This is a genomic window from uncultured Veillonella sp., assembly GCF_905209685.1.
Lineage (GTDB): Bacteria > Bacillota > Negativicutes > Veillonellales > Veillonellaceae > Veillonella.
In genome coordinates this window covers 1-2,029 of record NZ_CAJLUB010000192.1, presented here as the reverse complement: position 1 = coordinate 2,029, position 2,029 = coordinate 1, and the positions used below count along the sequence as shown (strand labels likewise).

Sequence of the window (2,029 nt, the reverse complement as noted above, 5' to 3'; positions counted from 1 at the left end):
AAGATAAGCGCATCATAAGCAGATGGCTCTGGATAGGTTTGACCAGCCAATGTAAAACGAGTATTAGGCACATCTTCATGTGTAAAGATTGCTTCTACGCCAGGAATCAATTTAGCTTTAGATGTATCGATTGATTTAATGCGCGCCTGTGCATGAGGGCTACGAAGAACCTTAATAACGAGCGCATCTTTTGGAACAAAATCGCCAGTATAAGACGGTTTGCCCGTCAAAATACCTTTAGAGTCAACCTTGTCATAAGATTTACCAATGTGCTTATTCATTATTTTAGGCCTCCTTCTAAGAATTTACGAACCCCTCGAAGTTGTGATTCATAGCCAGTACAACGGCACAAGTTACCGATGAGGTATTCACGAATCTCATCATCACTAGCCTTTGGATTTTTACGTTTCAAGTTGATAGCACTCATCATCATGCCAGTTGTACAGAAGCCGCATTGGTCAGCGCCTTCGCTAGCAATACAAGCCGCTAATAATTCAGCCTCTTCTTGCAAGCCTTCTAATGTAGTGATTTTATGACCTGGCGCACGGAATGTAGGATATGCACAAGACAAGATAATTTCGTCATCTACCCATACAGTGCAAAGGCCACAGTTTGTTGTGTCACAGCCACAACGTACGCTGTAGTAACCAAGATTACGCAATGTATCCAATAACATTTCATCCGTTGGCACATTAACAGTTACATTTTTATTATTAATATTAAGTACGAGTTCCATTATTGTGCCACCTCCTTAGACAAGCGTTGAACCATAGCTTTTACCATTTCCATGCGATATTCTTTGGAAGCATGAGAGTTAGATTGGTAAACTAACTCTTCAGATGCTAATTGACCTGCTTCTTTTGCTGCAGACAATCCTTTTTCTGAAAGCAGAGCACTTGCTTTTTCTGCTAATTGAGGCACGCCAGGTCGTGTACCGATGTACACTTCAACGCCTTTGTCATCACGGCGAAGTGCACCTGTCAACACTGGGAAATCACCACGAGAGATGCGAAGAGCCTCTACAGCTACAGGCACATCTACTTTAGGGATACGAATTTCCACGAGGATATCACGTTCTCTGTATTTCATATAGTCATGTATGGACATGCGACCGCCTTTAAAAGTAACGATGTCTGCATGTACTGCCATTAATGCAGGAATAATGTCGGAGAAGCCGAAGCGGCTTGCTACAGATCCACCCATAGTAGCAGTGTTGCGGAATTGAATGCCAAGAATTTCTTTAACACCTTTAACAACAGCACCACCACAGAATTGTTGTAATGGCTCAAAACGTTCCACGTCGCCTTGCGTTGCCATAGCACCAATGACAAATTCGTTATCCTCTTCGCGAACATAACGCAAGTCAAGACTAGCCATATCAATCACTGCAGGCCATGTGCGCCGACCTAAACGCAACCAGCAGCCGCCAGCTAGCATTGGGGCAGTTTTGTTTTTTGTGGCTAATTCATAAGCCTCTTCCACCGTCTTCGGTTGTAATACTTTCATAAATGCTAACATAATCTGTCCTCTCAATGGTATACTAATACTAACAGAACTGGATGATAACCACAAAAATACAGATATCACCGAACTACAAACTTAGCAGGAATCTATAGAATTCCTCACGTTTCTTATACTTTTATTTTACCAATTATTCGCCACTAAATCTATGATGAAAGATATAAATTTACAGGAATTTTGCAAAGAATTACATATTTATGAATTTGGGATTGCCCCTTGGCCTCTACCTGAAAATGCAAAAACCATTTTGTACGAAACTAATCCCTGTCCATTTACAGCTGCAGATGTGGAGGAACGACTACTAGGAACAACTGAGTTCACACCTAAAAGTGCTATTGTCTGTCTCTTTCCATACTACGTAGAACATAGCGGTCCATCCAATCTATCCCGCTACACATGGGGTACAGATTATCACCTGGTCATTAATGAATATTTAGAAAAACTTATTGAAAAATTACAAAAAATAAATACTTCAGCTCAGTTTTCTATACATTGTGACACCTCTCCC

At 41.1% G+C, this 2,029-nt stretch carries 3 protein-coding genes and 1 pseudogene; 1 reads left to right on the top strand and 3 read right to left on the bottom strand.

Translation table 11 applies throughout. The features are described from left to right. The 3 genes and pseudogenes from QZ055_RS09305 to QZ055_RS09295 all read right to left on the bottom strand — a co-directional run. Positions 1–281: pseudogene (locus tag QZ055_RS09305) on the bottom strand (aldehyde oxidase); the annotation flags it as partial. Next, a complete protein-coding gene (locus QZ055_RS09300) occupies positions 281–736 on the bottom strand; it encodes a (2Fe-2S)-binding protein (RefSeq protein ID WP_024065760.1) in 456 nt (151 codons plus the stop codon). The pseudogene QZ055_RS09305 and the gene QZ055_RS09300, both read right to left, overlap by 1 nt. Next, complete coding sequence (locus QZ055_RS09295; protein WP_105090130.1) at positions 736–1,518, bottom strand: xanthine dehydrogenase family protein subunit M; 783 nt, start codon at positions 1,516–1,518, stop codon at positions 736–738. The genes QZ055_RS09300 and QZ055_RS09295 overlap by 1 nt, the downstream gene beginning before the upstream one ends. A 154-nt stretch (positions 1,519–1,672) precedes the next feature. Here QZ055_RS09295 and QZ055_RS09290 point away from each other — a divergent pair. Continuing rightward, positions 1,673–2,029 (top strand): QueG-associated DUF1730 domain-containing protein (locus QZ055_RS09290; protein WP_363179016.1); only part of this gene is annotated, 357 nt, incomplete at its 3' end.